The organism is Nonomuraea sp. B5E05 (assembly GCF_039880665.1).
Lineage (GTDB): Bacteria > Actinomycetota > Actinomycetes > Streptosporangiales > Streptosporangiaceae > Nonomuraea.
In genome coordinates this window covers 97,901-120,508 of record NZ_JBDPMJ010000005.1, presented here as the reverse complement: position 1 = coordinate 120,508, position 22,608 = coordinate 97,901, and the positions used below count along the sequence as shown (strand labels likewise).

The 22,608-nt window shown below is 69.5% G+C and carries 20 protein-coding genes; 18 read left to right on the top strand and 2 right to left on the bottom strand.

Going from position 1 to position 22,608, the window contains the following annotated elements:
- Positions 1 to 31: 31 nt before the first annotated feature.
- The 11 genes from ABGB01_RS11590 (at position 32) to ABGB01_RS11540 (ending at position 11,816) form a co-directional block, all read left to right on the top strand.
- A complete protein-coding gene (locus tag ABGB01_RS11590) occupies positions 32 to 280 on the top strand; it encodes an acyl carrier protein (protein WP_347616697.1) in 249 nt (82 codons plus the stop codon).
- Positions 255 to 1,013, top strand: coding sequence for an SDR family oxidoreductase (locus ABGB01_RS11585; protein WP_347773117.1), 759 nt, complete (start codon positions 255 to 257; stop codon positions 1,011 to 1,013). Before ABGB01_RS11590 ends, ABGB01_RS11585 begins: the two co-directional genes overlap by 26 nt.
- Positions 1,010 to 2,368, top strand: coding sequence for an AMP-binding protein (locus ABGB01_RS11580; protein WP_347773115.1), 1,359 nt, complete (start codon positions 1,010 to 1,012; stop codon positions 2,366 to 2,368). Before ABGB01_RS11585 ends, ABGB01_RS11580 begins: the two co-directional genes overlap by 4 nt.
- Entirely contained in the window at positions 2,365 to 3,399 is a 1,035-nt protein-coding gene (locus ABGB01_RS11575; RefSeq protein ID WP_347773113.1) for an acyl-protein synthetase, read from the top strand. Before ABGB01_RS11580 ends, ABGB01_RS11575 begins: the two co-directional genes overlap by 4 nt.
- Positions 3,399 to 4,628 carry an acyl-CoA reductase gene (locus ABGB01_RS11570; RefSeq protein ID WP_347773111.1) on the top strand — a complete coding sequence of 410 codons (1,230 nt, stop codon included), beginning with the start codon at positions 3,399 to 3,401 and terminating at the stop codon, positions 4,626 to 4,628. Before ABGB01_RS11575 ends, ABGB01_RS11570 begins: the two co-directional genes overlap by 1 nt.
- Positions 4,625 to 6,766 carry a hypothetical protein gene (locus ABGB01_RS11565; protein WP_347773109.1) on the top strand — a complete coding sequence of 714 codons (2,142 nt, stop codon included), beginning with the start codon at positions 4,625 to 4,627 and terminating at the stop codon, positions 6,764 to 6,766. Before ABGB01_RS11570 ends, ABGB01_RS11565 begins: the two co-directional genes overlap by 4 nt.
- 114 nt (positions 6,767 to 6,880) lie before the next feature.
- Positions 6,881 to 8,089, top strand: a complete 1,209-nt coding sequence (locus ABGB01_RS11560; RefSeq protein ID WP_347773107.1) for a glycosyltransferase — start codon at positions 6,881 to 6,883, stop codon at positions 8,087 to 8,089.
- Positions 8,090 to 8,092: 3 nt separating this feature from the next.
- Positions 8,093 to 8,800 (top strand): class I SAM-dependent methyltransferase, encoded by a 708-nt coding sequence (locus tag ABGB01_RS11555; protein ID WP_347773105.1) that lies wholly within the window; start codon positions 8,093 to 8,095, stop codon positions 8,798 to 8,800.
- Positions 8,801 to 8,868: 68 nt separating this feature from the next.
- Positions 8,869 to 9,546 carry a polysaccharide deacetylase family protein gene (locus ABGB01_RS11550; RefSeq protein ID WP_347773103.1) on the top strand — a complete coding sequence of 226 codons (678 nt, stop codon included), beginning with the start codon at positions 8,869 to 8,871 and terminating at the stop codon, positions 9,544 to 9,546.
- A 234-nt stretch (positions 9,547 to 9,780) separates the two neighbouring features.
- On the top strand, positions 9,781 to 10,629 hold the full coding sequence (locus ABGB01_RS11545; RefSeq protein ID WP_347773101.1) for a hypothetical protein: 849 nt from the start codon (positions 9,781 to 9,783) through the stop codon (positions 10,627 to 10,629).
- A complete protein-coding gene (locus tag ABGB01_RS11540) occupies positions 10,626 to 11,816 on the top strand; it encodes a S8 family serine peptidase (RefSeq protein WP_347773099.1) in 1,191 nt (396 codons plus the stop codon). Before ABGB01_RS11545 ends, ABGB01_RS11540 begins: the two co-directional genes overlap by 4 nt.
- A 10-nt stretch (positions 11,817 to 11,826) precedes the next feature.
- On the opposite strand, the gene ABGB01_RS11535 is transcribed toward ABGB01_RS11540, so the two are convergent.
- On the bottom strand, positions 11,827 to 12,975 hold the full coding sequence (locus tag ABGB01_RS11535) for a serine hydrolase domain-containing protein (protein ID WP_347773097.1): 1,149 nt from the start codon (positions 12,973 to 12,975) through the stop codon (positions 11,827 to 11,829).
- Positions 12,976 to 13,184: 209 nt separating this feature from the next.
- Here ABGB01_RS11535 and ABGB01_RS11530 point away from each other — a divergent pair, with 209 nt between their 5' ends.
- The 3 genes from ABGB01_RS11530 (at position 13,185) to ABGB01_RS11520 (ending at position 16,010) form a co-directional block, all read left to right on the top strand.
- Positions 13,185 to 13,811 carry a helix-turn-helix domain-containing protein gene (locus ABGB01_RS11530; protein ID WP_347773095.1) on the top strand — a complete coding sequence of 209 codons (627 nt, stop codon included), beginning with the start codon at positions 13,185 to 13,187 and terminating at the stop codon, positions 13,809 to 13,811.
- Positions 13,812 to 13,925: 114 nt separating this feature from the next.
- Positions 13,926 to 14,708, top strand: coding sequence for a hypothetical protein (locus ABGB01_RS11525; RefSeq protein WP_347773093.1), 783 nt, complete (start codon positions 13,926 to 13,928; stop codon positions 14,706 to 14,708).
- Positions 14,709 to 14,885: 177 nt separating this feature from the next.
- Positions 14,886 to 16,010 carry a serine hydrolase domain-containing protein gene (locus tag ABGB01_RS11520; protein ID WP_347773091.1) on the top strand — a complete coding sequence of 375 codons (1,125 nt, stop codon included), beginning with the start codon at positions 14,886 to 14,888 and terminating at the stop codon, positions 16,008 to 16,010.
- A 96-nt stretch (positions 16,011 to 16,106) separates the two neighbouring features.
- On the opposite strand, the gene ABGB01_RS11515 is transcribed toward ABGB01_RS11520, so the two are convergent.
- Complete coding sequence (locus tag ABGB01_RS11515) at positions 16,107 to 17,510, bottom strand: hypothetical protein (protein ID WP_347773089.1); 1,404 nt, start codon at positions 17,508 to 17,510, stop codon at positions 16,107 to 16,109.
- Positions 17,511 to 17,720: 210 nt separating this feature from the next.
- Between ABGB01_RS11515 and ABGB01_RS11510 the strand changes: the two genes are divergently transcribed.
- The 4 genes from ABGB01_RS11510 to ABGB01_RS11495 all read left to right on the top strand — a co-directional run bounded on the left by ABGB01_RS11510 (position 17,721) and on the right by ABGB01_RS11495 (position 22,598).
- Complete coding sequence (locus tag ABGB01_RS11510; RefSeq protein WP_347773087.1) at positions 17,721 to 18,473, top strand: class I SAM-dependent methyltransferase; 753 nt, start codon at positions 17,721 to 17,723, stop codon at positions 18,471 to 18,473.
- A gap of 173 nt (positions 18,474 to 18,646) precedes the next feature.
- Positions 18,647 to 21,097 (top strand): SUMF1/EgtB/PvdO family nonheme iron enzyme, encoded by a 2,451-nt coding sequence (locus ABGB01_RS11505; RefSeq protein ID WP_347773085.1) that lies wholly within the window; start codon positions 18,647 to 18,649, stop codon positions 21,095 to 21,097.
- Positions 21,097 to 21,381 (top strand): hypothetical protein, encoded by a 285-nt coding sequence (locus tag ABGB01_RS11500; RefSeq protein ID WP_347773083.1) that lies wholly within the window; start codon positions 21,097 to 21,099, stop codon positions 21,379 to 21,381. Before ABGB01_RS11505 ends, ABGB01_RS11500 begins: the two co-directional genes overlap by 1 nt.
- Positions 21,378 to 22,598, top strand: a complete 1,221-nt coding sequence (locus ABGB01_RS11495) for a hypothetical protein (RefSeq protein ID WP_347773081.1) — start codon at positions 21,378 to 21,380, stop codon at positions 22,596 to 22,598. Before ABGB01_RS11500 ends, ABGB01_RS11495 begins: the two co-directional genes overlap by 4 nt.
- The last annotated feature ends 10 nt before the right edge of the window (positions 22,599 to 22,608 follow it).

Below are 22,608 nucleotides of genomic sequence, written 5' to 3'. Positions count from 1 at the left end.
GTCGCGCCTTGAGGACAGAGAGTGAGTGATCATGAGTCATCTCGATCGCCTGCGGGCCACCTTCCGCATGGCGCTCAACCTGCCTGACGGCACCGACGTCGACGGGCTCGAATACCGTGCCATCCCGCAGTGGGACTCCCTGGCCCACATGGCGTTGGTCGCCGCGATGGAGGACGAGTTCTCCGTCATGATCGACACCGACGAGATGATCGACATGAGCTCGTTCGCGAAGGCGGCCGAGCTGCTGGAGAAGCATGGCGTCGGCGCTGCCGCCCGCTGAGGCCAGGGTCACCCTGGTCACGGGTTCGACGGCGGGCATCGGCCGAGCCATCGCGACCGCGCTGGCCGCCGCCGGTCACGATGTCGTGCTCCACGGCCGCGACGAGGAGCGGGCCGCGAAGGTCGCCGCCGACGTGGCCGCCGAGACCGGCGGCCTGACCGGCTCCGTCCACGGCGACGTGGCCGATCCCGGGCTCGTCTCGGCCATGATGCGGCGCATCTACCAGCGGCACGGCCGGCTCGACTCCCTGGTGATCAACGCGGGCGTGCACGCCGCGGGCCTGCTCGGCATGGTCCGCCACGACACCATCGGCCGCCTCTTCGAGGTCAACGCGATCGGCGCCACGCACACCCTGCAGGCCTCGCTCCGGCTGCTGCGCCGGGGCACCAGCCCCGCCGTGGTGCTCGTCTCCTCGATCATGGGCCGCGCGGGCGGCGCCGGTCAGGCCGTCTACTCCGCGACCAAGGCCTCGATCATCGGCCTCACCCTGGCCGCCGCCAAGGAGCTGGGGCCGGCCGGCATCCGCGTCAACGCCGTGGCGCCCGGCTACATCCAGACCGACATGCTCGGCACGCTCGACGAGCACACCCGCACGGCCACGGTCGCGGCGACCCCCCTCGGGCGCCTCGGCAGGCCGGCCGACGTCGCCCGCGCCACGGCGTTCCTGCTCTCCTCCGACGCCGGTTTCATCACCGGCCAGGTCCTCGGCGTGGACGGCGGGCTGGTGCTGTGAGCCAGGAACCGCCGTTCCCCCATCCGGAGGCCCGGCTCGTCGTCGCGGGAGACGAGACAGCGCTCTCGGGCGGTGTGCTGGGTGACGACATCGAACGCGCCGCCGAGGCCCTGGCCCGGCTGCGGCCGGGGCCGCTGTTCTGCGGGATGCGCAACAACCTCGCGTCGGTGCTGCGCTATCTCGCCGCCTGGCGCTCCGGCCGGCCGATCGCGCTGCTCGACCCCGACCTGCCCGTCGGGGCGCTGGCCGACCTGACGGGCAGGTTCCAGCCGGCCGCGCTGCTCGGGTTCACCCACGCGGCCGACGGCTCGTCACCGCGCGTCCCGCGGGCGCCACGACCTCCGTCCCACCGCGACGCGGGTCACCCGCCCGAGCCGCATCCCGACCTGGCGGTCCTGCTCGCCACGTCCGGCTCGACCGGCAATCCCCGGCTCGTCCGCCTCTCGCGCCGGGCCGTGCTCGCCAACGCCGCCGCCATCGTCACGGCGCTGTCCATCGAGCCCGCCGAGATCGTGCCCACCAGCCTGCCGCTGCACTACAGCTACGGCCTGTCGGTGCTCAACAGCCACCTGATGGCGGGGGCCACCGTCGTGCTGACGGAGGCGGGGCTGCTGGAGCGCTCGTTCTGGACCCACCTCGACGCCCACCGCTGCACGTCGCTGGCGGCCGTCCCCTACCAGTACGAAATGTTGCGCCGGCTGCGTTACGACCGGGCCGAGCATCCCGCGCTCGCCACGTTCACGCAGGCGGGCGGGCGCCTCAGCGAGGAGCTGGTCAAGGAGTTCGCCGCTCAGGCCGACCGGTTCTTCGTCATGTACGGGCAGACCGAGGCCACGGCCCGCATCGCCGTCCTGCCTCCTGACCGGCTCGCCGACAAGCCGGGCTCGGCCGGGCTCGCCATCCCCGGGGGCCGGCTGACCATCGACGCCGGGGAGGTCGTCTACCACGGTCCCAACGTCATGATGGGCTACGCGGAGACCGCCGCCGACCTGGCGAGGGGCGACGACCTCGGCGGGGTGCTGCGCACGGGCGACCTCGGCCGGCTCGACCCCGAGGGCTTCCTCCACATCACCGGGCGGCTCAAGCGCATCGCCAAGATCTTCGGCGTGCGGGTCAACCTCGACGACGTCGAGCGCCTGCTGACCGCCTCCGGCCCGGCGGTGGCCACCAGCGGCGACGACCGAATCACGGTGTGGACGGAAGGGCTCGACGCGGCGGGCTGCGCAGGGCTGGCCCGGCGGCTCGGCGCGGAGTTGCGCGTGCACTGGAGCGGGTTCGACGTCCGCAGCGTCGACCGGCTTCCCCTCCTGGCGAACGGCAAGATCGACTACCGCGCGCTGGAGTCCCGCGCATGACCTCGGGCGTGTTCACGCTGGGCGGGGCCGAGCGGGAGGCGGTGCTGGCGCCGGCGCTGGCGGCGCTGACCGAGCGGCACCGGCAGGCGTGCCCGCCCTACGACCGGATTCTCGACGCGATCGGCGCGCGGCCTCCCTACGAGCGGGTGGCCGACCTGCCGTGGTTGCCGGTGCGGCTGTTCAAGACGCACGAGTTGCGCAGCGTACGCGAAGACCAGGTGTTCAGGGTGCTGACGTCCAGCGGCACGACCGGGCAGCGGCCGAGCCGGGTGTTCCTCGACCGCGAGGCGGCGGCCGCGCAGACCCGGATGCTGGCGGCGACGTTCAGGGGGGTGCTGGGCGAGCGGCGGCTGCCGATGCTGGTCGTCGACAGCCGCTCCGTGGTGCGTGACCCGGCGCTGAGCGCGCGTGGCGCCGGCGTGCTCGGGATGATGAACTTCGGCAGGGACCACACGTTCGTGCTCGACGAGCGGGGCCGGGTGGACGCGGAGGCGGTCAAGGGCTTCCTGGCGCGGCACGGCCGCGAACGGTTCCTGATCTTCGGTTTCACGTTCATGGTCTGGCTCCACCTGCGCGGTCTCGGCGCGGACCTGTCGCGGGGGGTGCTGATCCACTCGGGCGGCTGGAAGCGGCTGGCCGAGCAGGCGGTGGACAACGCCGGGTTCCGGCGGCGGCTGGCCGACGAGTGCGGGCTGAGCAGCGTGCACAACTTCTACGGCATGGTCGAGCAGATCGGCACCGTGTTCCTGGAAGGGCCGGACGGAGACGGGCTCTACTGCCCCGACTTCGCCGACGTCGTGATCCGCGACCCGCAGACGTGGCAGGAGGCGCCGGCCGGCGTGCCGGGGCTGATCGAGGTGGTCAGCACGCTGCCGACGTCCTATCCGGGGCACGTCCTGCTGACGGAGGACGTCGGCGTGGTGCGCGGCGTCGACGACGGGAGCCTGCCGGGACGCCGGTTCGAGGTGCTCGGCAGGTTGCCGCGGGCCGAGGCGCGGGGTTGCAGCGACACGTTCGGGCAGGGCGGCTGATGCCGGGCCCGAAGGTGACGGTCAGGTTCCCCGCCGCCGCGCCACCCGTCGAGGGGGTGCCCGTCGAGGTGCTGCTCGGGGAGATGCGCGGCCGGCTGGAGACGGGTGACGAGCGGGTCCGCGCGTTCCTCACCGCGTTCGGCAGGCGGCTGCTGCGGCCCGCGCTGGCGCGCCGGCATCCCGAGCTCGGCTCGCTCGGCTTCTTCCTGCGGCCCAGCGAGCTGGCCCGCACGGTGGAGGGGCTGGCCGGCGAGCACGTACGCGTCCCGCGCGGCCTGGTGTTCCATGTCCCTCCCGCGAACGTCGACACCGTCTTCGTCTACTCGTGGGCGCTGTCGGCCCTGATGGGCAACCGCAACATCGTGCGCCTGTCGCCGCGCTCGGGCCTGGTGGCCGGGGTCATCCTCGACACGCTGCACGAGGCGCTGGCCGAGGCCGACCCGGTGATCGGCGCCACCCAGCGAATCGTCTCCTACGACCGCGACGACGCCGTGACCGCCGCGCTCTGCGCCGCCTGCGACCTGCGGGTGGTGTGGGGCGGCGACGCCACCGTGCAGGCGCTGCGGCGGCACCCGCTCGCCCCGCACGCCCGTGACCTGGCCTTCCCCGACCGGTCGTCGTTCGCGGTGATCCGGGCGGCGGCGTGGTCGGGCGCGCCCGAGGCGGCGCGGTTCAGGGTGGCCGAGGGGTTCGTCAACGACGCCTACTGGTTCGACCAGGCGGCCTGCTCGTCCCCCAGGACGGTGTTCTGGGTGGGGACGCCGAGCGACTGCGACGCGGCGCGGGCCGACTTCTCCGAGCACGTCGCGCGGGTGCTGGGCGAGCGCGGGTGGGGGGTCGATGCGGCGATGGCCGTGGAGAAGCGGGTCGCCGCCTACGGCCTGGCCGCCGACGGGGTGGCGGAGCGGGTGGAGTTCCGGGGCAACGCGCTGGCGGACGTGACGCTGGCCGAGGGCGCCGCGCCTCCCAGGCGGTGGCTGGGAGCGGGAACGTTCACGCACGCCAGGATCGGCGCGCTGGCGGAGCTGGCCGCGCTGGTCGAGCGGCGCGACCAGACGATGACGCATTTCGGGTTCGCCGGGGCGGAGCTGGACGAGCTGGCCAGAGGGCTGGCCGGGCGCGGGGTCGACCGGATGGTGCCCGTCGGCGGCGCGCTGAGCTTCCACCGGGTGTGGGACGGCGTCGACCTGCCCGCCGAGTTCACCCGACTGGTGACCGTGACCCGATGACGCTGGCGGCGCCCGAGAGCACGCACGTCCGCCCTCCTGGGTCGCCGGGGCGCGGGTTCGGTCCGGGCTGGGCACCCGCCCTGCTGGTGGGCGCGGGCACGGTGGCCGCGCTGGTGTGGTGCGGCGTTCCCGCCCGTGATCTGGCCGCCTTCGCGGCGTACGTCGGCGCCGGCGTGGCGCTGCCGGGGACGCTGCTGTGGCGGGCGCTGACCGGGGGCGGCCGGATGCTGGCGGAGGACCTCGCGGCCGGGCTGGCCCTGGGGTACGCCGTCGAGGTGCTGGCCTACATCCCGGCCCGGGCCGCGGGGCTGCCGCTGCTGGTGCTGGCGCCGCCCGTGGCCGTGGTGTGCACGTTCCTCTGCGTGCCGCGCCTGTGGCGGCACTGGCGTGGGGCGCCCGGCCGGGAGCGCGTGCCGGGGTGGTGCGCCTGGGCGCTCGCCGCGGTGGTCGGCTACCTGGTGGCGTGGTGCGTGATCTCGCTCTACCGCCACCCGGTCTCCAGCGCGTACGTCGACATGCCCTACCACCTGGCACTGGTCGGCGAGGTCAGGCACCATGTGCCGCCCACGCTGCCGTCGGTGCTGGGCGAGCGGCTCTCCTACCACTGGTTCGTCTACGCCGACATGGCGGCGACGAGCTGGGTCACCGGGATCGAGCCGGTGACGCTGGTCTACCGGCTGTCCACGTTGCCGATGATGGTGGCGATGGTCGTGCTGGTCGCGGTGCTCGGGCGCCGGCTCGGCGGGCGCTGGGGGGCGGGGATCGCGGCGGTGGGGGTCACGTACTTCCTGTTCAGCCCGGCGTTGCAGGAGGGCGTGAGCTTCACGTCGCGGTCGATGTTCACCGTCTGGGCGAGCCCCACGCAGACGTTGGGGGCTCTGCTGTTCGCGCCCGTGGTGCTGATGCTGGCCGGCGGGCGGCGGAGCTGGGTGGCGCTCGCCGTGCTGCTGCTCGCGCTGACCGGGGCGAAGGCCACGTTCCTGCCGTTGCTGCTGGCGGGGTTGCTCCTGGTGATGGTCGTGCGCGGGGTGGTGGAGCGGCGGGTGCGCGCGGAGCAGGGGGCGGCCGCGGGCATCACGCTGGTGTGCCTGCTGATCGCGCAGTTCGTGGTGTTCGGGCGCGGCGCCCAGGGCACGGCGGTCGCGCCGTTCGCCACGATGCGCTCGCTCTGGGGTTCGGTGGCGGGCGTCGGGATGCCGGAGCTGGCGTCCGTGCCTGCCTGGCCGCTGGTGGTGCTGACGGCGGTGCACCTGTTCTGCCTGGCGTGCGTGTGGGGCGGGGCGGCGGCGTTGGGGCGGCGGGCGCTGGAGCCGCCGATGTTGCTGGTGCTGGGCATCGGGACGGCGGGCGTCGGCGCGGCCGTGGTGTTCGGGCATCCGTCGTTGTCGCAGCTGTACTTCCTCGAAGGCGCGCGTCCCTACCTGTCGATCGCCGCCGTGTGCGGTGTGCTGGCGGCGCGGCGGGTGCCGTGGCCGATCGTGGCCTGCCTGGTGGGGATGGGTGCGGGGGCCGCCCTGCTGGCCTCTGCGCCCGGCGTCGCGGGCGATGTGCCGGCGGCGGTGGCGGTGCCGTACGCGGTGCTCGCGGCGGCGGCGTTGCTGTTGTGGCGGCGGGGGTTCGGGCTGGCGGTGGTGGCTCTGCTCATGGGGTACGCGCTGCCGGAGTCGGCACGTGACGTGGCCGCGCACGTCACCCCCGAGGAGGGCGAGCGCAGGCGGGAGATCCCCGACGGGGCGATGGAGGCGGGCCGGTGGCTGCGCGATCATTCGTCGCCTGGCGACGTGGTGGCCACCGACCTGCACTGCCGCCCGGTCATGGAGTCGCCGTGCGACAGCAGGCACTACTGGGTGGCCGGGTTCACGGAGCGGCGGGTGCTGGTGGAAGGGTGGGCGTACGCAGAGAGCACGCTGTCACGCACCCCGCTGTTCAGGGCGTCCTACCTCGACGTGCCGTTCGCCGATCCGGCGCGGCTGGCGGCGAACGATGCGGTGTTCCAGCGGCCGACGGCGGAGAACGTGCGGCATCTCGCCCAGAAATATGGCGTCAGATGGCTTTTCACCGACAAAAACCGGAAGCTGGAGAGATTCGCCCAGCTGCGTTTCCGGAACGAGAGCTCCTCGGTCTACGAGCTTTTCTGAAGGTAAAGATAATCCCCTTTCATGGAACGATGACGAGAAACCGCGCCCGTCTTGCTCGACATCCCCCGCACCATTTTCGTGGAGCCACGGCCACGAGCTACAGATGGGGATTCTATGGACACGCGTGCCGCCCTGGAGCCGCGCCCCCGCCTCGCCGATGACGCCGCCAACCGGCTGGCGTGGGTGGACATCGTCATCCCCGTGCTCAACGAGGAGCGCGCCCTGCCGGGCTGCGTACGCACGCTGGCCAGGTTTCTCGACGAACGTTTCCCGCTGCCGTGGCGCATCACGATCGTCGACAACGGCAGCACCGACGGCACCTGGGGGGTCGCCACCGAGCTGGCCGGGGAGTTCGACCTGGTGCACGCCCGCCGGCTCGACATCAGGGGCAGGGGCGCGGCGCTGCGGGCGGCCTGGCGCGACAGCCCCGCCGACATCGTGGCGTACATGGACGTCGACCTGTCCACCGACCTCGACGCCCTATTTCCGCTGGTGGCGTCGGTGGCCAGCGGGCATTCGGAGATCGCCATCGGCACGCGGCTGGCGCACAGCGCGCGCACCCGCCGCTCGCTGCGCCGCGAGGTCGTGTCGCGCGCCTACAACGCCCTGCTCAGGTACGGTTTCGGCGTCCGGTTCAGCGACGCCCAGTGCGGTTTCAAGGCGGCCAGGACCGATGTGGTCAGGCCGCTGATGGACAAGGTCGAGGACGACGCGTGGTTCTTCGACACCGAGTTGCTGCTGCTGGCCGAGCACAACGGGCTGCGCGTGCACGAGGTGCCGGTCGACTGGATCGAGGACACCGATTCGCGCGTGCGCGTGGTGAGGACCGCGCTCGACGATCTGAAGGGGCTGGCCAGGGTCGCCTGGTCGATGTCGATGGGCCGGGCCTCGGTCGCGGTGCGGCGGTCCGAGCCGAGGCCCACGCATCCGGACGCGGTGGTCACCCGGCCGCGGGCGGTGACGCTGGCGAAATTCCTGTCGTTCGCGGCGATAGGCGTCTTCTCCGTCGTGCTGTACACCATCATTTATCTCCCGTTGCGCGATATATGGTCACCGGCCATGACAAATCTCGGCGCGCTCGTCCTCACAGGGATCATCAACATCGAGGCCAACCGCCGATGGACCTTCAGGAAACGCACCACCGTGCATTTCCGAGCATTTCTGCTCTTCCTCGCGAACTATGCCCTCACCACCGTGGCCGTGCTCAAGGTGCCCCCAGGCTCCGGGCGGCTGGCCGAAGTGGGCGTGGTCGTCGCCACGTACTGCCTGCTCACCCTGATCCGCTTCACGGCCCTGGACCGCTGGGTCTTCCCGAGGAAATGATCGATGGAGACGACTGAGATCCGCCGCCTGATCGAGCTCGAGGACACCCACTGGTGGTATCGCGAGCGCAGGGCCATCCTCCGCCGGCAACTGCGCGAGCTCGGCCCGCAGCCCACCCCGTTGAGGCGGGCGCTGGACATCGGCGCCGCCGGCGGTGGCAACACCCGGGTGCTGGTCGAGGCCGGCTGGGAGGCCACCGCCACCGACTACAGCGAGGCGGCGGTCGAACTGGCCAGGGAGCGCGGGCTCAGGGCCGTGCACGCCGACGCCAGGGCGCTGCCGTTCGGGTCGGGCAGCATGGGGCTGGTGACCGCGTTCGACGTGCTCGAGCACATCCGCGAGGACCACCTGGTCACCGAGGAGATCGCCAGGGTGCTGGCGCCCGGCGGGCACGCGCTGATCGCGGTGCCGAGCGACATGGCACTGTGGTCGGCCCACGACCACGCCGTCGGCCACGTACGGCGTTATGGCCGCGAGTCGCTGATCAGCGTGGTACGCCGCGCGGGGCTGACCGTCGACCGGGTCTGGAGCTGGAACGTCCTGCTGCGCCCGCTCGTGCTGCGGCACCGGCGCCGGTCCGCGGGCAGCGACCTGAAGAGGACGCCGTTCCTCGTCAACGCCGGCCTGTCGGCGGTCGTCCGCGCCGAGAGGTATCTGCCGGTGGGCTCACGCAAGGGCGTCTCGCTGTTCCTGCGTGCCCGGCTGGTATGAGGACAGTGCCCGGAAAGTGATGTGCGGGCGGCACTTCCGGGGGCGGCGATGGCTCTAGGCTGTCTCCCGTGGTGATCCAAGCCGTGCTCGCGGCCTCGCTGGCCCTGACCTCCACGACCGCGCTCCCGGCCCAGGCGGCCGTCGACTGCAAGCGGGTCAAGTGCCTGGCGCTGACGTTCGACGACGGGCCGGGCGCGACCACGCCCGCCGTGCTGAAGACGCTCAGGAAGGCGCGCGCGAAGGCCACCTTCTTCCTGGTGGGCAAGCAGGTGGAGAAACGCCCGAAGCTCGCCAGGCAGATCCTCGCGCAGGGGCACGCGATCGGCAACCACACCTACGCCCACGCCTCGCTGCCGTCCTACGACGACGACAGGATCCTCGACGAGCTCAAGCTCACCCAGCAGGTGATCGAGAAGACCACGGGGCACCGGCCTGCGATGTTCCGCCCGCCCTACGGGCACACCGACGACCGGGTGCTGGCGCTGGCCGCGCAGACGAACCTCGCGCAGGTGTTATGGACGGGCACGACGCTCGACTGGAAACTGCGTGACCCGAAGAAGATCAAGGCGGCCGTGCTGAGGCTGGCCAAGCGCGACGGCGTGCTGCTGATGCACGACGTGGTCCCGGCGACGGCGAAGGCCATGCCGGGCATCGTCAAGGAGCTCAAGAAGCGGGGCTACCACCTGGTCACCGTGCCGACGCTGCTGCGGGGCAAGAGGCCGGTCGCCGGAGAGAGCTACCCCTAGCCGGCCTGGCGGGCGTCACAGCGCTCCCGGCGTTCGCCCTGGTGGCCGCTTTGGCGCTGCTGTCCCGCCGTGAGGAGCCGGCGCGTGAGGGCCTTCCGGTCACCGTGTGAATTGCTCGCTGTGTGAAGAATGTGGCTAAAGTGCCATGTGCACGTCAGCGATCGGGGGAACGCCGCGTTGCCGGATTGACCGTACCCGCGCCCCTGATCGCGAAGCCACGCGACAGGAGCCACCATGGGCTACCCGCCAGGCGGGCAGCAGCCGCCGCCACCCGGACACCATCAGCCGCCGCAGCCGTGGCCTGGCCCGCGGCAGGCTCCTCGCGGCGCTCCGTACCAGCGCCCGCCCGCCGCCCCGCCGCGCGGGCGCGGGCCGGTCCGGATCGTCTTCGGCGTGCTGATCGCCGGCTTCGGGGTGCTGTGCACGCTCGCCGGCGGCGGGGTCATCGCCCAGGCCTTCTCCAACAGCAACCAGGAGATCTACAACCAGGAGTACACGAAGAACCTGTGGCGCAACCTGCCGGCGGAGACGCTGTTCCCCCCGGCGATCGGCATGCGAGACCCGGATCGGCGCGACAAGCCGAGGGGCGGCTGGACTCGGGTCGCGATCTCTCCCGAGACCTCCTGCGGCAAGGCGCTGGCCGGCGGGCTCGCCGAGGAGGCGAAGGGGCGGGGTTGCCAGACGGCGCTCCGCGCCACCTACGTCGACGCCACGGGAGGGACCGCGGCCACCGTCGCCATCGTCGTGTTCCCGGCGGACGACTCCGGCAACGACCTGGACGCCATCCTGTACGAGGCGCAGCGCGAGGAGCGTGACTACGGCGTCCGGGCCCTGCCGGCGAAAGGCGTCAAGTGGACGGACGGCGCGCGGGCCGGAAGCGGCGCCGACTCGGTCGCGACGCTGTTCGTCGCGGTGACCTCGGGGCCGGCCGACGGGCGGCGCGCCGGCAGGCTCCCGCAACCTTGGGGCAGGCGCGAGAGCGACCAGCGCATCGACCGCTCCCCCTGGGGGGAGATCTCCACCGGCCTGGCCGAGAGCACCACCGCCCATCTGAGGGACCAGATCCAGGAGGCGAGACCGTGATCCGCAGGACGACCGTCGCAGCCCTCCTCACCGTCCCGCTGATCCTCTCGGCGGCCGTTCCCGCCCACGCCGCCGCGCCGGCCGGCTGGGAGCTCAACGCCATGGACGTCCCGGAGGCCCACCGGACCAGCCAGGGCGAGAACGTCACGGTCGCGGTGCTCGACACCGGCGTGGTGACCGGCCATCCAGCGTTCAGAGGACGGGTCACCTCGGGGCCCGACTTCCTCCGCTACGGCGCCAGGAAGGGGGACCCGCACTGGGGCGAGCACGGCACCGCGATGGCCTCCAACGTGCTGTCCGTCGCCCCGAAGGCCCGCGTGTTGTCCCTGCGGGTCATCCTCGACCACGAGGACCCCGGCAGGGATCGCATCGAGGAAGAGTGGGAGAAGTGGCGCAAAGGCGGCACCTTCGACAAGGAGCTCCTGCCGATGCAGACGTCGGTGTCCCGAGCCGTCCGCTACGCGGTCGACAAGGGCGCCAAGGTCATCTCGATGTCCCTGGGCACCGACGAATGGGCAGGCTTCAACGATTACCTCGACGACGTCGCCGCGGCGGTCGACTACGCCGCCGGCAAGGGCGTCGTCGTGCTCGCCTCCTCGGGCAACGGCGGATCCACCGACCGTCTCGCCACCGACGCCAACAACGTGGTGTCCTACCCCGCCGCGTACGCCGGTGTGCTCGGCGTGGCCGCCGTCAGCCCGCAGGGGCGGCGCGCGGAGTTCTCCCAGGTGCACACGTACACCACGATCGCCGCGCCGGGCGTGGACATCCGCAGCGCCACCAACACCGGCGGATACCGGATGGTCAGGGGCACCTCGCCGGCGTGCGCCCTGGCGGCGGGCGCGGTGGCGCTGATGCTGTCGCGCAATCCCGACCTGAGCCCGCGGCAGGTGCGCGACATCCTCGTCCGCACGGCCACGAAGCCCCCGAACGGCTACACCCTGTTCCTCGGCCACGGGATGGTCAACGCGGACCGCGCGGTGCGGGCGGCGGCCACGACCAAGGGCGCCGAGCCGAAGGCGGCGGCGTACGAGGGGGAGAAACACTTCGGCGGCGGGCCGAGCGACTCGCCCATCGCCCATCCGCCGATCGACCAGGAATACCTGATCATCGGAGGCGTGGGGATAGGCATCGGGCTCGTGTGCTTCGCCGGCACGTTCTTCCTGCTACGGAGGCGGCGCGCCTGACCTCTTTGCGCTAGCTCCCGGGGCAGAGCACGGCTTCGGCCGCCTTCTTGACCAGCGGATCGATGGCTGGATCGGTGTTGTTGGTGCCGAGTGTGGCGGACAGGACGAACTGCACGCGGCCGTCCCGTGAGTTGTACGTGAGTGCGCTGAATCCGGACGAGCCTCCCTTGACAAGTCCGTACTCGCCGCACACCCGTGGGTCGGAAGGTTTGTCTCCCGACGGAGGCTCCGACGGCTGCGGCTCCGGAGCGGGGCGACCGGCGTTGAGTGCCTCCTTCTCCTGCTTGGTGAGGATCTTGTCCCTGGCGAAGGCGCGGTGGAAGGCGCTGAGGTCGTCGGTGGTGGAGATGACACCACCGGCGGCGTAGCCGTAGCTCATGTTGAGGCGGTCGACGTCGCGGAGCTTGCCCTTCTTGTCGGGGTGGTAACCGTGCCCGTGCGGGCCCTTGATGCCGCCGGGCCACTTGGTGGGCAGGTAGGTGTCGTCCATGTGGAGGGGATCGAAGATACGCCGCTCGAACTCCCGGGACACGGAGTGGTCGGTGAGATCCTCGATGATCAGCCCGAGGAGCATGTAGTTGGTGTTGGAGTAGGAGAACTTCTCCCCCGGCTCCTGCGACCGCTCCACGGTGCGCGACTTCTTCACCAACTCCAGCGGCGGGTAGTAGGTGTCGAAGTCGAAGGCGTCGACGAGCTCCGGTGTGTACCAGTTGGGGATGCCCGAGGTGTGGTGGATCATCTGCTCCACGGTGATCTCGCCGGCCCGCTCCACCAGGTCCTTCTCGACGACGACCGGCAGCAGGTCACCGAGCTTGTCGTCCAGCGACAGCTTGCCCTCGGTGACCAGCTTCATGATGACGACCTGGGTCATCAGCTTGGTCTGTGACCCGATCCTGAAGCGGGCGCCCGCGGGGATCCTGCCGCCCTTGTCGTTCAGCAGGCGGGTGCCGGCCGTGCCTTTGCCTGCCTTCCTGCCGTCGACGTAGAGCGCGCCGATCGCGCCCACGATCTTCGAGCTCTTCGCCAGTTCCGACAGAGCCTTCTGCACGTTGCCCAGCCGGGGCCGGTCCGCGGCGGCCGAGGCGGCGGGCGCGGCGACGCCCAACGTCAGCATCGCGCAGGCCAACCCGGCCAGGCCGGTCACTGTCGTACGTTTCACGATGTCTCCTCCAGAACACGCGGCCTCGGCGGCGAGATTCGCCCGAGGTGGCGCACGACTGCCGGGGCCGGGGTCGAGCCCGGCCCCGGCAGGCGCACCAGCTCCCCTCGCCGTCCTTTATGGCCGAGTGGATGTTTCCTCCTCGTTTCCCGGTAAGGACGCCCGGCGTTCTGTAGTCCGCATCTAGAGTTCGGCTAGCCTTGCTCCCCGTGAGCGAGGACAGGAAGCCCAACAAGAAGGCGCAGAAGTCCGCCGAGACCCGGCGCAGGATCCTGGAGGCCGCCGGGGAGCTGTTCGTGGCGCAGGGCTATGGCGCGACCATGCTGCAGCAGATCGCCGACAAGGCGGGCGTGGCAGTGCAGACCGTCTACTTCGTGTTCGGCAACAAACGCCGCCTGCTCAAGGAGCTCGTCGACGTCACGATCGCGGGCGACGATCGTCCCGTGGCGACCCTCGAGCGGCCGTGGTTCCGCGACGCGCTGGACGCCGCCACCGCTCAGGAGCACCTGCGACTTTACGTGGCGGGCACCCGGGCTGTGCTGGAGCGGGTGGCCCCGATGACCAAGGTGCTGCAGATCGCCGTGGCCACCGACCCGGAGATCGCCGACATGTGGCCCGACGAGCGGGATCCGCGCTACACGGTGACACAGACCGCCGCGGACAGCCTGATGGCCAAGCCGGGGGCACGTCCCGAGGTGTCCCAGGCCGCCGACCTGCTGTACGGCGTGCTCAGCCCGGAGCTCTACCTGGTGTTCACCCGTGACCGGGGCTGGACGCCCGAACGGTTCGAGCGCTGGGCCCACGACACTCTGCGCTCCCAGCTCTGCACGAACTGACGGGCCGCACGAACCACGGTCGGCGGCCGGAGAGGAGCCACTACGCTGGTGCGGACTTGATCTTGGCTCGACGCCTGGCGCCACGGGCCTTCCGCAACGACGAGGTGCTGCATCGTGGTCACGCACGAAACGTTCTCCAGGCCGGGCTCCGCGCCGCGATCCTCGCAGCGTGAGCGCTTCGACCAGGCACTCGACCGGTTGAGGGACGAAGGCTGGCAGATCGTGGACGCGGGACGGTTCGCGGCCGACACCGAGACGAGCGGCCTGCTGAGCCTGCCCGCCGACCTGGCCGATCACTTCGCGCCCGGCGGCGGGCTGGTCAAGGACGTCGCGATCTCCTGGCGCGGCGGGTTGCCGTCACGGATCCAGTCGATGTTCGCGCGGGAGGGCCTCGTGGTCTCCGTTCCCGGCCAGGCGGAACAGGACGACGACCACGACGCGCTGCTGGACCTGGACGCCGACGAGCTGAGCAGGCAGGCGGACGAAGCGATGGAGGCGCTCTTCGCCGCAGTGCACGGCCTGAACAAACCGGAGGAGGGGTTCGTCACCTGCCTGGCTGGCGGCGAGGTCTCCTCCGACCTGTGCCGCGTCGTACGCGTCTTCGACCGGCTCGCCGAGCAGGGCTATTTCGCCGAGCCCGACCTCTGGCCGACGGTCTCCGGAGCGTGGCAGCACGTCCACGAGGCCGGAGCGTCGGCGAAGGCCGTCTTCTGGACCACGCAGGCGCACACGTCGTGTTTCGACGCCCGGGGTGACCTGGTCGACGAGCTCACGCTGCAGTGGGCCGGCGACCGGGACCTGATCGCGCAGGTCCTGTCCGCCACCGGACTCGTGGTGGAGAACCCACAGGACACGGGCACCACCTTCCTGCTCTGCCCGAAGCGGGCCGATCGCTGAGGACCCAGCAGATCACCGGGCGTCATCCGCCGCTCGGCGTCGCGCGACTGACGGGCGAAACAGCCGGGAAACCGCCGCCCGTCTAGACAGTCGCTACGAGTCCGGGCGGGAGGCGTCTCACACCTGATACGGCCACGTCCGGCATTTCCTGCAGAGAGGATCTTCCTCGTGAGGCATGTGAAAGCAGTCGGTCTGGCCGGCCTGGCGTGCGCGATGCTGACGCTGGGTGCCACGGCACCGGCCACCGCCGCGGAAGCGGGCCGGCCCCAGATGGGGGACGTGCAGAAGGCTCTGTCAGAGCTGGCGAAGAGCCCGGAGGTGCTCGGCGCGATCGGCGCGGTCTACGTGGACGGCAAGAGAGTCGACAAGGGCTCGGGCGGCACGCGTCTCCTCGACGGCGAGAGCGGCAGGATCCCGGCGGGCGCCCGCTTCCGGATCGGGTCGCAGACCAAGTCCATGACCTCCGCGGCCATCATGAAGCTGGTCACGGAGGGCAAGTTCGGCCTGAACTCCAAGCTCAGCGAGGTGCTGCCGGTCGTGGTGGAAAAGGACCTGGTAGAGCGGGCCGACGAGATCACCGTGGAGCAGATGATCCACCACACCTCGGGCATCCCCAACTGGTACACCCCCGAGCTCATCGACTACTTCGACTTCGAGACGAAGTACACACCGATGGAGCTGATCACCAGATCGCGCACCCTGCCGCGCGAGCAGGAGCCGGGCGAGAAGTTCTCCTACTCCAACACCAACTACTACCTCCTCGGCCTGATCATCGAAGAGGTGACCGGGCACTCCCTGGCCGCCGAGTTCGAGGAGCGCTTCTTCGAGCCCCTGGACATGGACGACACCTACCTGCCCACCAGGTGGCCCGGCGGCATCAAGGGCCCGCACGGCCACGGCTACTTCCCCGACAAGAACGGCAAGCTGGTCGACTTCGACAACCAGAACATGAGCTTCGGCTACGCGGCCGGCGGCGTGATCTCCACCACCGACGACCTGAGCACCTTCCACCGGGCGTTCGCCATGGACAAGATCCTCACGAAGGAGGAGAAGAAGGCGCTGAACGCCGGCCGGTCTCCCTCCGAGCCGGACCGCTCCCCCAACCTCAACGTGTGCGACAGCGAAGGCACGTACGGACGCGCGAAGGGCAGCTCACCCGGCTTCAACGCCCTCACCTTCAGCACCAGGGACGGCAGCGTGCAGTTGGTCATGTCACTCACGCTGGCCACCGAGCACAGTGACCCGGCCATCGACCCCCTGGCCAAGAAGGCGGCAGAGGCGGTCCTCTGCCCCGGGAAGTAGCGCAACCACCGCGCCGCGCGCCTTCACGTCCCCGCGCTGGAGGCGCCGCGCTCGTACTCCCTGGCTGCGCGGCGCCGGCTCGGTTCCCCACTCGCGCTATGCGGCGGCGTACAGCTTGGCGATCCGCGCGCCGAGATCGGCGCCGTAGTCGTGGTGGTAGACCTGGGCGGAGCAGTAGACCGGCCCTCCTTGCCGGGCCAGGCCGGCGGTCCAGGTGACGGCGTTCTCCACGCCCGGGTCGCTCAACTGCAGGCCCGTGGCCACGATGTCGTCCACGCTGACGTCGACGAAATAGTCGCTGACGCCCTTGCGCTCGTACAGCCGCCATTCCAGCTTCGCGCTCTTCGCCCCGGCCAGCCTGGCCGTCAGGTCGACCGTGACCTTCTGCCACGCCTGGTCGTTGGCGGCGACGTCCTGCTCCCACACCACCTTGCCGTTGAGAAGAAGCTGCTTGACGTGGTAGCCGGCCGGGTTGGCACGGCCACGGTCGTCCCCGTGCCAGAAGCTCACGCTGTACTTGCCGGCGCCCGGAGTGAGCTGGACCTGGCGGCTCGCGCCGCACCACATCCCCGCCTTGGTGGCGGTGTCTCCCTCAACGACGAAGCTCAGCCGCCCGTTGCCGGTGCGGGCGAGGTTGTCGCCCGCGGGCCGGGTCCACCCGCCGTCGCGGGACACGTAGGGGAGCTTGTACTGCACGACCCCGGCCAGCTCGCCCGCGCGTACGTGCTCGAGGGCCTTCTTCGTGACGGCCTCGACGTAGCCGACCGTCGGCTTCTGGGCGGCGTGGCTCAGCGGGTGGGCATACGGCATCAGGTAGACGTCGGTGCCGGGAAGCCGCTTGGCGAGCTGCTTGACCTGGTACGACAGGCTCCACGTCCACGACGTGTCCCGGTGCGGCGCGTCCCGGAAGGGGAAGATCACTCCATCCAGCAAGGGGACCTGCTCAGCGATGAACGCGTCGGTGAACTGGCTGTAATAGACCGTGGGGACGAACTTCAACGAGGGATTGATCTGCCTGGCGGCCGCGCGCATCTTCTTGACGTACTCCGGTGTGAACGTCCTGAGGTCGTAGCCGTAGTCGTCCACGGTCCAGCCGACCAGGTTCGGGTGGGCCTTGGAGAGAGTGGCGATCTCGCGCGCCCATGCCACGTAGTCGTGCTTGTACGGCCGGGAGACGCAACAGCCCGCCTGGCTCGGCGTGTACACCAGCACCCAGACGTCGATTCCGGCAGCGGCGGCGGCCGGGAGGAACTCCTGACGCAGGTCCTCCCAGTGCACGTTGTCGCCGGCCATCGGATAGACGTAGGTGTTGGCGTTGAGGGCCTTCAACCCCGCGATCATCACTTTGCTGTCGACGTGCCTGATCCCGTCGGCCCGCGGCTCCTCCTCTCGTATGAGGTTTCCCGCGGTCCCCACCACACCGGGGGGCTCCGCATGAGCCACACCGGGGAGCGCCGACAGCAGCAACGCGACGACCATGACGAGCACAGAACGGGACACCGGGTTCCCTTCAACAAGATCCGTGGACGAACGCGGTCAGCATAGGAGGCGCCGGTATGGCGCCGGTATGCCGCCGCTTTAACACGACAGCGCGCACGAGACAGGCGGTGGCGAGTTCGGTCGGCCAGGCAATCCTTACGGCCTTGACGGGCATTACCGCTCAGCAGATGCTTGGGCTTGCCTGGCGACTCGTCTTCGGGGGAACTTCTCGTGCAAAGCGATGCCACTAGAGCGCACTACGAACGACTTGCGGATAGATACGACGAGAACTGGGCGTACAGTTCCACCTTCATCGCGTGGATGACCGAAAACATCCTCAAGCGCATGAACTTGACATCCGAAATATCTCTCCTCCTGGACATCGGGTGTGGAACCGGCCTCTACACGCGCAATCTTGAGAATCACACAAGCATCACCGTCTGCGCCGACCTCTCCCCCGCGATGCTGCGACAGTTGCCTGCCAGCGAGCGCCTGATCCCGCTCGTGGCAACGGCTGAGGAGCTCGCCGCAGGCCGGATCCAACTTCCGCATGATGGCTACGACGCCATCCTGATGAAGGAAGTCATTCACCACTTGGACGATCCGGCGCAGGCCCTGTATGGGTTGTCCCGTTACCTCAGGCCCGGCGGACGGATCCTCGTGGTGATGCTGCCGAGCGCGATCGACTACCCGCTGTTCGGGGCGGCGCTGAATCTCTTCCGGGAGAGACAACCCGCTCCAGAGGACATAGCCTCCGCGATGAGAGGCGCCGGCCTCCGTACGGAATTGGCCTACGACGAGTTCCCTCTAACCTTCACCGTCGAACGTTACCTACAAATGGTCCGTAGCCGATACATGTCCCTGCTGGCCAGCTTCGACGACGCCGAACTCGAAGCGGGAATCTCCGAGATCCGCCGCGCTCATCCAGGACCTGAAGTACGGTTTTCGGACCGGTTCGCCTTCGTACTCGGGGTGAAAGCGTGAGCATCGAGCTTGACCATCGTCTCTTCCAGCTCAGGAACGAACTGGATGATCATTCCCGGGTCGCCCGCTATCTCGGGCTGGACTTCGAGCGCCCGATCAGGTCACTCGGCGACGGCTACCCTGAGAACGCCATCGCCCTGGTCGGAAAGATCACCGAGCGGATCCTCAAGCAGTTGTGGCGGCATCACAACGTTCCCGGAGATCCTGGCGGCAAGGCGCTGAGCGAGCTGATCAAGGGCGCGCAGCCGTACATCCGGAGCGCGAGCGTCCTTGACTCGCTCCGCGACATCCAGCGCCTCCGGAACCGTTCCACTCACGACGGGTACGAGATCGCCGAGGAGGACGGGCTCACGGCAGTACGCCGCCTGCTGGACGTGCTGGCCTGGTTCAGCAGCACCGGCAGCGGCGTCCTGAGCGGGGACGTGCCCAAGCTGGCACCTGAGGTGGCGCTCAAGGCCGAGTTCCTGGCCGGCCTGTACGTGACGCTCGGATTCCAGCCGGTCAAGCGCTTCGAGTTGTCCCGTAACACCGTCTACCAGCTCTTCTTCCGCGAGCAGGGGTTGCGCAGCGAGTACGTCGAACTGCTGTTGAGCAAGAACATCGACGATGTGGTCCAGGTAGTGGACGCCACCAACGGCGAGCTGCTTCAGACCAAGCTCCCCAAGCTCACCCGATTCCTCGTCTTGGAGGAGAACGGCGACAGCACGGCAACAAGCCCGCTGGGCGGCGACTACCGGGTTCTCACCTATGACCGTTTCATGGACGCGTTCGTCAACCTCGACCGGCACATGACGGATGTCGTCGGCAGCTATCCGGAACTTTTGAACGCCGGACGAGTCACGATCTCCGGCGATCTGCTCACCACCGACGAACGCACAGGCGAACAGGTCGTGACCCGGATCGGCGCGGCCGACCAGTTGCTGGACGACGTGGCGGCGACAGGCGGCAACCTGCTGATCGTCGGCAGGTCGGGGAGCGGTAAGACGACGCTGCTCAAACAGCTGGTCGCACGATCGGCCTCAGCCGCCAAGCGCCGTTACCGCTTCTATTTCGACATGAGCCTCAAACGGCCGGACGAGCGGTTTCAAGACTTCGTCACGCGCTCGCTGGCCCCTTACATGGACGTGGAAAGTACGCACGTCTTCGACGTGTTCAACTACTTCGCTCGTGCCGGATCGGTGCTCTGCGCGCTGGACGGGATCGACGAGGCTGTGCCGTCGGCCACCCAGGCCGGGTTCCTGGAACTGTTCGCCGAGATAGCGCAGGTCCTGTCGGCAGAATCGGCGGTGGTCACCACGTCGCGGGTGTCATTTCTGGAGGACTCACCGCAGGTGCGACGTCTACTGGACGGCACTTCTCTGGTGTCGGAGAAGCTGGTCCAGCAGCTTCACGCCCAAGGGGTCAATCCCCTGCTCGTGCCGCGCTTCTCCGCGCTGCGGCTGCACGATGTGGCCGAGCGGGCGACGCCCCTGGAAGTCCGCCTGGCGGAAGATCTCGATCTGCGTGGCGAACGGGATCTCCCTCACCTGTCCGAACTGGCATGGCGGCACATCACCAAAGTCGCTGATCCCGCCCTGCTGCCCTCGCTCGTCTCCTACTTCGGAGCCGCATTCCTGCGTGGCCGTACGGTGTTCTCCTTTGTCGATCTCGTCAACGAGTTGGGCGTCGAACTGTTCGAGCGCGGCCGGTTGACCTATGACTCCTTCCGTCTGCGGCCGTTGTTCCGGCTCGCCGGACCATCCGCTATCGCCTTCAGCCACTGCGCGTACCAGGAGTTGCTGGCAGCCGAGCACCTGCGCCGGCCAGAAGCCCGCACAGCACTTCTCGACACGGCGCCGCGCCTGACCGAGCAGGTCCGCGACTTCCTCAGCCGGAGGTCCATCAAGGTTTCCACCGATGACTGTGTCCTGCCCGCCGGTGCCTATGTGGTGGGTACGAGCCACCATCTGATGCTGCGTCATGTGGAGCGGCCGATCCGCTTCGACCGTTTCCCGGTCACGGTGGCCCGCTACAACCGCTTCCTTGAGGAAATCCGGCGACATGGTTCGCAGGAATGGGATCACCCCGCCAAACCCTCAGAGACCTCCCACGAGCCATGGCAGGACCGGTTGAAAGTCCAGGACTACTTCACCGATCCGGCGTACGAGAACCACCCGGCGGTGTGCGTCAGCTTCTGGAGCGCTTACGCGTTCGCCCGCTTCGAGGGCAAGCGCCTGCCCTCGTCACTGGAGTGGGAGGCCGCAGCACGGGGCGGCGACGGCCGACTGTTTCCCTGGGGCGACGACATCGACCTGGGCATCGTCAACAGCGCCGACGCTTGGAGCGGTCGTCCACTGATCACGTACGACGCCTGGCGGGCGGAGCTGGATCGCGGAGGCTTGAGCCAGGCCATGCCCGGCCCTGTGGACGCGCATCCGCGCAACGTCTCACCGTTCGGCATCCGGGAGATGGCCGGAAACGTGTGGGAGATCACCGGCACCGTTCTGACCGATCTGAACGAGGTCGTCATCTGCGGCGGCTCCTACGACAACCCCTACCGGGCTCTTCAGACGTCGTCCAAAGGGCTGTTCCGGCGCCGGGGATGCAGCAACGCGGTGGGATTCCGATGCGTTGAGGAGGTGTGATGAGCGGCGAGCAGACCGCCGGAGCGGGCGGCCACCGTTTCGGATACATCGTGGACCGCATGCCGCTGGGCAGCGGTCATGGCGGCCGTCAGGGGACCTATGTCGTTCGGGACTACGAGACCGGCACACACCATTCCTTCATGTACGCCGACATCGTGACGGAGGGCTTTCGTACGATCCGGACCGGCGAACGCGTGCGGTTCCTCGTCGATCAGGAGAATGAGGAGCACGCCTGCTACGTCATCCGGCTGGACCTGCCCGACGCCGAGGACTACTACCAGTGACAAGACTCGCCCGGCAGACCCTCATCGTCGTCTATGAGGCTCTCTTCCCCTCCACTCCCACGTGGGAGCAGGGGCCGCTGATCCTCCAGCACCGCGATGTCCGCTCCACCGCTGAGGCCCGCACCGAGTATTTCAGCGCCAAGGCGGCCCGGGTGCTCTACGGCGACGCCCATAGTCCGAAACGCTGGCACGACCCTTCCCACCACACCGTGGGCGATGTCGAGATCACCGGCGTGGAAGTCCTCCGGATCAACGACGAGCCGGAGGCCCACGGACTCGCGGCCGTCCACCTGCGCCCAAAGAACGGCATGCCGATCCCGTTGCTACGGTCGCTGGCCGGCCGCCGAGACGCCCCTCCGCCACCGTTCGATCCGCAGAAGTTCGTCGACGGTCAGGCCACCATCAAGCAGGGCAGCCGGCCCTACACGGTCGCCTTCGTCACCTCTGCCAAGCAAGGTCTGCCACGCCTGTACCGGCAGCTCCGCTACTGGCGCTGGGGATCTGTCGAGCAATGGCTGTGGGCCCTGGCCTCCCGTACGGATCTGACCGACTATCCTCCGGACCCCAAGAATCTGGAACCGACGGACAACGAGATCATCCGGCTGTCCAGCGACTGGCACGCCGTCGTCCTGCGAGACGGGATGGGCGTGGCGGGTCTCCGGCCCGACCAGGGCCGGAACGATACGTTTTTCGGGTACGCCGAGCTCTACCTGCGCTCGATCTATCTCGACGCCATCCTGCTCGGTATAGCGCAGGCCCAGGGCCTGACCAAGTTGGAAGAGCGCCTGGCCTCGGCGCTCGACTCCTCCGTGTCGGCGACGATGGCCGAGCTCGAACAGCAGGTCAGCTCCTTTCGGCATCGGCTGTGGGCCCAGCACCTGACCCCGCACGGCACACCGAACCGCCTTCTGACGGCGTACCAACGCCAGCATGCCCTGTGCGAACGCTTCGACCAGATCCTCACCGAGATCAGCGACTTCAACCGGCTCGCCCGCGACGACGAGACTCGGCACGTCAACAGCGCCGTTGTCGTGTTCACCCTGGTCACCGTCCCGGCCGGAATCGCGCTCGCGCTACTACAGGTCCTGGAGACCAAGAACCCGTGGCTGTTCACGGCCGTCGCGGTCGCCTGCGCGGGGCTTACCGTGTTCCTCTTGAGCACCCGGTCCGCCAGGGTCGCGTTCAAGGCCCTGCGCAACCGCTTCACCCTTAGGTAACTCCTGAGCT